A 6,670-nucleotide genomic window follows, 5' to 3' on the forward strand; every position below is an offset into this window, starting at 1 on the left:
AGTATGGCAATATATATAAATGGAATAGGCTTGATATCTCCTCAAGAAACTAAAGACAATGCAGTTTTTTTGGAAGAGGTAATAGCGCTTGATGGCGATTATTTTAAAATTGCTGAGCCTCCTTATAAGGAATATATTGCTCCTCGCGAATTGCGAAGAATGAGTAAGATTATTAGAAACGGAATAGTTTCTGCTAAGATTGCTTTAAATGATAGCGGATTAGAAAACCCGGAAGCCATCCTCACTGGAACTGGTTTGGGCTGTGCAGCAGATACGGAAAAGTTTCTCATGGCCATGTCAGAAAACAAAGAGACCCTGCTCACCCCAACTTCTTTTATACAATCTACTCATAATACCCTTGGTGGAGGAATAGCCATCGGATTGGGATGTCATAATTATAATATGACTTATGTGAACCGTGGTTTTAGCTTCGAATCTGCCCTCCTCGATGCACAATTAATGATTGGTGGAGGAGAAATAGAAAATGCTTTGGTTGGTGGTTTCGATGAGATGACAGATAATCATAGTAGGCTATTGATGACCATGGCTCATTATGATAATGAGGATGGCGCCGTGGCTGGACAAGGTTCTGGTTTCTTTGTTTTAGAGGAGAATGCCTCCGATACAACATATGCGGAGTTAAAGGAATTAAAAACCATATATAAACCAGAGGATTCTGTTATAGAATCTGAGGTGGAGAATTTGTTGAAAGTACATGCTGTTGATAAATCTGAATGTATAGTTTTAATGGGTTTTAATGGAGTAGAAGCGGAGCAAAACAAGTACGAAAAACTGCAGAAAACTGTTTTTGAAAACAGCTGTGTTGCTCAATTTAAGAACTTATGTGGAGAATATTATACCTCTTCAGCTTTTGCTTTTTGGTTGGCTTCCCAAATTTTAAAAAAGCAGCTGGTTCCAGAAAGTATTTTGGTTTCGGGTTCCATTCCTCAGGATATAAAACATGTACTGATTTATAATCAGTTCCTAGAAAAAGAACATAGTTTAATTCTTTTGTCCAAATAATTCAAAATGATTAGTTTTATTGCCCTTTTTTAAGTTATGTCCTTTATAGCTGACCTATTCATGTCTTTAAAATATTTTTGATGATGTATGGGATATATAATCTATTATTAAGGTTCTTTTATACGTGCTAATAATATAATACTTGCACGGACGTGTAGAATATGTTATCTTTGCACGTGTGTATTTAAAACAATCAATATGAACACCAAATTAACATTAACAATAGAGCAATCTGTTATTGAAAAGGCAAAGGCTTATGCTAAAGATAAAGGTCGTAGCTTATCTGATATCATAGAAAACTATTTAAAAGCAATAACTAAAGAACTGAAAGTAGAGGAAGAATTATCTCCATTAATTACTTCTATGCGAGGAAGTTTTAAGTCAACAGAACCATTTGATTATAAAAAAGAATTATCTAAAGGTTTGTCAGAAAAATACATGTAATGAAAAAGATATTGATAGATACAGATGTAATCCTTGATTTTTTCTTTGATAGGAAACCATTTTCTGAAAATTCGGCAATAATTTTGAGCATGTGCGAACGCAAACAGATAGAAGGTTTTGTAACACCTGTTATCATCAGTAATACGTATTATTTATTGCGACGAACAGCCCCTCACCTTAAGGTAATAGAGAAATTAAAACAATTGTTGAGCATAACTCAGGTTTTACAAATGAATAGAACCGTAATTGAAGGTGCTTTAAATTCTGAATTCAAAGATTTTGAAGATGCATTACAGAATTATTCAGCTGTTGAAAGTGGAGTAATAGAAGCGATCATTACTAGAAATGTGAAAGACTTTAAGAAAAGTGAAATAGCTGTCTTGACACCAGAAAGTTTTGTTAGATTCATGAAAGCCTAATGCAAATAAATACTCACCTTTAATGTAGGCTATGTTGTTTAATATGATAAGTGGACAAAAATAATTAAAACTGGAATTAAAATGTATATGTGCTGTATTGTCTGTGTATTCACTCAAGGTATAGAAAATATTGTTATATGAGCAATAATAAAAAGAACAATGGATTTATTGAAACACCATTTGAGAAATCTACTTCCTTATATTCTAGATTGCTCAACTATAGAAATATCAATATCCTAATTTTTATTGTTTTTGCCATTCTGATAGCATTAGCAGCTGCAAGTTTCACATCCTATTATTGCCTCATTATCCCTATTGCCATCTACCTTTTTATCATCGTTTTGGGAGTTGTGAATATTCGTTTGAATTTCTTTCTTCCATCCATTCAAAAAATAGAGGATACAAGTAAAGTGCTATTAACTTTTGACGATGGACCACATCCAGTTTATACCCCATTGGTTCTTGATTTATTAGACCAATATCAAGCTAAAGCCATCTTCTTTGTGATTGGAAAACAGGCAGAGGAAGCACCTTTGCTATTAGAAGAAATAAAATCAAGAGGCCATATTATTGGCTGCCATACCTATAGTCATCATCATCTTTTTGATATTTTCTCAGAAAAAAAAATGTTAGCTGAAGTAGAAAAAACGAATAAACTTATTGAGCAAATTGCTGGTGAGAAGACCCAGTTTTTTCGTCCACCTTTTGGGATAACAAATCCTAGAATAGCAAATTTGATTAAAAAATCTGGCATGAAATCTGTAGCATGGAGCTTTAGAAGTTTTGATGGGAGTAGGCGCACCAACGAAGTGATATTAAAATCCATAAAGAATAAGATTAAAGGTGGTGAAATCCTTCTTTTTCATGATAATAGATTACGTACCATAGCATTACTTCAGCAAGCCTTACCTTGGTTGAGTGAGCACTTTGATTTAAATCCAAATAAGCTGTAATGGCCTGATATGATGAGAAATATAATATGTATCCTAAGTTTTGCTTTAATCTTATTTCAAGGATTGCTTCAAGCACAAAATGAGAATACCCTCCAGGTTCAAATTAAGAATATCGAACTTTTGGAAGGTAAGCTATACCTGTCTTTAACCAGTGATTCTGCCAAGTTTCCTGGTGGTGAAGTAGAAGAGAAATATAGGAAGATTGTGGAAGTAAAAGCCCATGAGCTGAGGGTCAGTTTCAATAATCTTCCCGATGGTGAATACGCTATGTCCATCATTCAAGATTTAAATAATAACCAAGAATTGGATACCAAGAAATTCGGAATCCCTGCCGAACCTTTTGCTTTTAGCAATGCTGCTTTAAGAAAGTTTGGACCTCCGTTTTTTGAACAGGCCAAGTTTTTAGTGGAAGGTGGAAAAGAGCATCATCAGCAATTAGTTTTAATTTATAGAAAACCCAAAAAGAAAGACTAAAAGTATTCCTTACTTTTGCAAACGATTTTTGGAGAATCTTAAATGGAAAACATGAAAAAACATTTACATATATCTTTACTATTTACTTTATTTATTCTGATGCCTTTTACCATGATGGCTCAATATAGAATATTAGAAGAGCCAGAAACCTGGTTGAAGAAAATCAATCAATACACCACCGAAATTCAAACTTTACATTCCAGTTTTAAGCAAGAGAAAGTTTTAAGCTTTTTGGAAACGCCTATTGTTTCTGAAGGTGAGTTTTGGTTTATGCAAAAAGAAAAAATCAGATGGGAATACCAAAAGCCATATGCTTATATCATGATCATGAACGATGGTTTATTAACCGTGAAAGATGATGGTGATGAATATTCTACCGACTTAAGTGCCAATAAGATGTTTGAGCAAATGAATGGCCTGATTGCAGGCAGTATTCAAGGAAAACTATTAGATGAAGAGGCTAATTATAAAAAAGAGTATTTTGAGGACGAAAACAATATCATTGTGAGGTTTATTCCTTTAGCTGATGATTTAAGTGCTTATCTACAGCATATAGAAATATTCTTTGATAAAGAAAAACTAGATGTTAATCAGTTGATTATGATGGAATCGGGAGGTGATTATACCAAAATTGCTTTTTTTAATAAACAATTAAACCAAGAAATTGTTGAGGATGTTTTCAAATAAAAGATTGATGCATATTGTATGGGCGCTAGGACTACTGCTATTGATTTCCTGTCAGCCTAGTGTGTTGAAAAAGCTAGACAAGCAAAGTGAGTCTACCAAATTGAAAATAGAGGGCTTAGCGAGTTTTCAGTCCAGTAATGAAATTCATTATAGAAGCAAAGTTGATGCTTTTGGTCAAAAGTTAAGTGGGCAACTGATTCTCAAAAATCAGGATACCAATTTTCGTGCAGTGATGATTACCGATTTTGGCTTAAAAGTGATGGATTTAACCATTAGCAAGAATGGCGATTATCAGATGAACCACATCATGAAACACATGGACTACAAGTTTGTGAAACACTCCATGGCACTCAATATACTCATGCTTCTTCCTCAAGATTTTAATATAGAAGTTCAGACTTATTCTTCAGATCAGGAATTATTAGTTTACGCTCCTCAGATACATTCTATATATTTTCTGGAGCAAGATGATTTAAAAAAAGTAGAACGCTTTAGAGGGAAAAATAAACTATGGGCTACGGCAGAAAAAGTAGGAGAGGATATGATTTCTATTATACAAAAGAATCCCGATATTGCCATCAGTTTAAAAAAAATTGAATAATGCTTAAAGATCAATTATATACTATTCAAAATATAGATTATCAGGATTTTGTATTAAAAGCTGAAATCAAACTCATTAAAACCAATCCTATTTTTAAAGGCCATTTTCCCGATGTCCCTGTGCTGCCTGGCGTGACTATGATGCAAATGGTAAAGGAATTACTAGAAATAGCGGAAGAAAAGAAATTTTTAATTCAAAGTGCTGGACAAATTAAGTTTTTACAAATGTTGAACCCTGAACACTTAGATGTGGTGAATTGGGAAATTAATGTGGGTAAAACGGAGGAGAGGCTTTTTAAAGTTAAAGCCCAAATGATTAAAGAGGATATTGTATTTTTCAAAATGACTGGAAAACTAGAATGGCAACAATAGAAACTCCATATCAGCTGCAACCTCGTTTTGAAACCTTAAAGACTTTGGTTTTAATTCCCAGCTATAATAATGCTCCAAAGCTAAAAGGAGTTTTGGAGGATGTATTGTCCTATACCCATTCTGTATTGGTCGTAAATGATGGCAGTAGTGATGAAACAGCTCAGATTCTAGAGCAGTATTCTCAGATTAAAGTATTGCATCATGAGCAAAACCAAGGCAAAGGAGTCGCTTTAAAAACAGGAATTGATTGGGCTTTAGAAAATGACTACGATTATCTCATCTCTATAGATTCTGATGGCCAGCATTTGGCAAAAGATTTGGAAGCTTTTCTCGATAAAGTAGAGGAGGAGCCTGGCGCAATGATTATTGGAGCTAGAAATATGGAAAGCGCCGATGGTGTCCCTGGTGGTTCTAGCTTTGGACATAAATTCAGTAATTTTTGGTTTAAACTGGAAACAGGAAAGAGTCTCCCTGATACACAATCGGGTTATCGTTTATATCCCTTATCCCATTTTAAAAAGATGCGATTTATCACCACACGTTACGAGTTTGAGATAGAGAGCATAGTCAGGTTGAGTTGGAAAGGAGTGGCCATGCTTTGGGTTCCAATCGAAGTAAAATATCCTGATGATAGAATTACGCATTTCCGTAAGTTCTGGGATTTTTTTAGGATTAGTCTCCTCAATAGTTTATTGGTGCTGATTGCTTTATTATGGATTAAACCCCGTGATTTAACCCGTCGTATTTTTAATGGTGAATTAAAGAAAATTATTTTAGAGGAAGTTTTAAAAACTAAAGATTCCAATAAGTCTATAGCTAAGAGTATTGGCTTTGGTATTTTTATGGGGATTTTTCCAGTTTGGGGATTTCAAATGCTGATTGCTGTCGCGCTTGCCATTCCGCTTAAACTCAATAAAGCCATTGTACTTATTGCCGCTAATATTTCTGTTCCACCCATCATACCTTTTATTATTTATTTTAGTTTTCTAACTGGAGCAGCTCTACTTGGTGGAAATACATTTCCGGAGCTGTCCTCCGATTTGTCTTTTGAGGATGTTAAAGAAGATTTACTGCAGTATTACCTTGGAGCTGTAATCTTGGCTATAGTTTCTGGAATTGGAGCTTGGGGGCTTAGCTGGTCTGTTTTAAAAGTTTGGCGAAAAGAGGGGTAGGGACTGATAGTTTAAAGCCTAAGGTTCAAGTTTTAAGGTTTAAGGTTTAAGGTTCAAAGTTCAAGGTTGTAGTCATTAGAAATGGGTTTCATAATCAGTGTAAATCCCCTAAATCCGTATTATCCGTGTTCATATTTCTTGGCGAGCTTTGCGATTTCCCTTTGCGTTTACTTTGTGAGAAACTACATTATATGGGACTTGGAGAGTTGGAGAGTTGGAGAGGGTTTATAAATTAATGCAGTTCAAACTATTCTATCATTAAATCATTTCCTCATTCATGCTTGAAAAGAGAGCTGGCGAGCTGGCGAATTATTGATTCCCTCATGCATTTTTCCATTTGATTTATTCAAAGCAATCCGTGAGAATCTGTTCAATCCGTCTCATCTGTGTTCATTTTTATCCCTTCGCGAACTTTGTGATTTCCCTTTACATTTTCTTTGCGTGAAACTACATTATACGGGAGTTGGAGAGTTGGAGAGTTGGAGAGTTGGAGAGGGTTTATAAATTAATGCAGTTCAAACTATTC

General features: G+C 34.6%; 9 protein-coding genes. All 9 read left to right on the forward strand.

Features of this window, described 5'->3' with window-relative positions; all coding sequences use genetic code 11:
- Positions 1-3 precede the first annotated feature (3 nt).
- The 9 genes from HNS38_RS06550 to HNS38_RS06590 all read left to right on the forward strand — a co-directional run bounded on the left by HNS38_RS06550 (position 4) and on the right by HNS38_RS06590 (position 6,144).
- Positions 4-1,023: a beta-ketoacyl synthase N-terminal-like domain-containing protein gene (locus HNS38_RS06550; protein WP_172279052.1), complete on the forward strand. Its 1,020-nt coding sequence runs from the start codon at positions 4-6 to the stop codon at positions 1,021-1,023.
- A 198-nt stretch (positions 1,024-1,221) separates the two neighbouring features.
- Positions 1,222-1,467, forward strand: a complete 246-nt coding sequence (locus HNS38_RS06555; protein ID WP_172279050.1) for a DUF6364 family protein — start codon at positions 1,222-1,224, stop codon at positions 1,465-1,467.
- Positions 1,467-1,886, forward strand: a complete 420-nt coding sequence (locus tag HNS38_RS06560; RefSeq protein ID WP_172279048.1) for a PIN domain-containing protein — start codon at positions 1,467-1,469, stop codon at positions 1,884-1,886. Before HNS38_RS06555 ends, HNS38_RS06560 begins: the two co-directional genes overlap by 1 nt.
- A 137-nt stretch (positions 1,887-2,023) precedes the next feature.
- Positions 2,024-2,839 carry a polysaccharide deacetylase family protein gene (locus HNS38_RS06565; RefSeq protein WP_172279046.1) on the forward strand — a complete coding sequence of 272 codons (816 nt, stop codon included), beginning with the start codon at positions 2,024-2,026 and terminating at the stop codon, positions 2,837-2,839.
- Positions 2,840-2,848: 9 nt separating this feature from the next.
- Positions 2,849-3,313, forward strand: a complete 465-nt coding sequence (locus HNS38_RS06570) for a DUF2141 domain-containing protein (RefSeq protein ID WP_172279044.1) — start codon at positions 2,849-2,851, stop codon at positions 3,311-3,313.
- Between the two features lie 51 nt (positions 3,314-3,364).
- Entirely contained in the window at positions 3,365-4,000 is a 636-nt protein-coding gene (locus tag HNS38_RS06575; RefSeq protein ID WP_172279042.1) for an outer membrane lipoprotein carrier protein LolA, read from the forward strand.
- A gap of 7 nt (positions 4,001-4,007) precedes the next feature.
- Complete coding sequence (locus tag HNS38_RS06580) at positions 4,008-4,601, forward strand: hypothetical protein (protein WP_172279040.1); 594 nt, start codon at positions 4,008-4,010, stop codon at positions 4,599-4,601.
- Positions 4,601-4,972, forward strand: coding sequence for a hydroxymyristoyl-ACP dehydratase (locus tag HNS38_RS06585; protein ID WP_172279038.1), 372 nt, complete (start codon positions 4,601-4,603; stop codon positions 4,970-4,972). Before HNS38_RS06580 ends, HNS38_RS06585 begins: the two co-directional genes overlap by 1 nt.
- Entirely contained in the window at positions 4,960-6,144 is a 1,185-nt protein-coding gene (locus tag HNS38_RS06590) for a DUF2062 domain-containing protein (protein ID WP_172279036.1), read from the forward strand. The genes HNS38_RS06585 and HNS38_RS06590 overlap by 13 nt, the downstream gene beginning before the upstream one ends.
- The last annotated feature ends 526 nt before the right edge of the window (positions 6,145-6,670 follow it).

The sequence above is a fragment of the Lentimicrobium sp. L6 genome (assembly GCF_013166655.1).
In the GTDB taxonomy this organism is placed as follows: Bacteria; Bacteroidota; Bacteroidia; order Bacteroidales; family UBA12170; genus UBA12170.

Bases quoted from the DNA above. Each gene is read 5' to 3' on its own strand.
- HNS38_RS06550 (WP_172279052.1), top strand. From the start codon at position 4: ATGGCAATATATATAAATGGAATAGGCTTGATATCTCCTCAAGAAACT.
- HNS38_RS06555 (WP_172279050.1), top strand. From the start codon at position 1,222: ATGAACACCAAATTAACATTAACAATAGAGCAATCTGTTATTGAAAAG.
- HNS38_RS06560 (WP_172279048.1), top strand. From the start codon at position 1,467: ATGAAAAAGATATTGATAGATACAGATGTAATCCTTGATTTTTTCTTT.
- HNS38_RS06565 (WP_172279046.1), top strand. From the start codon at position 2,024: ATGAGCAATAATAAAAAGAACAATGGATTTATTGAAACACCATTTGAG.
- HNS38_RS06570 (WP_172279044.1), top strand. From the start codon at position 2,849: ATGATGAGAAATATAATATGTATCCTAAGTTTTGCTTTAATCTTATTT.
- HNS38_RS06575 (WP_172279042.1), top strand. From the start codon at position 3,365: ATGAAAAAACATTTACATATATCTTTACTATTTACTTTATTTATTCTG.
- HNS38_RS06580 (WP_172279040.1), top strand. From the start codon at position 4,008: ATGCATATTGTATGGGCGCTAGGACTACTGCTATTGATTTCCTGTCAG.
- HNS38_RS06585 (WP_172279038.1), top strand. From the start codon at position 4,601: ATGCTTAAAGATCAATTATATACTATTCAAAATATAGATTATCAGGAT.
- HNS38_RS06590 (WP_172279036.1), top strand. From the start codon at position 4,960: ATGGCAACAATAGAAACTCCATATCAGCTGCAACCTCGTTTTGAAACC.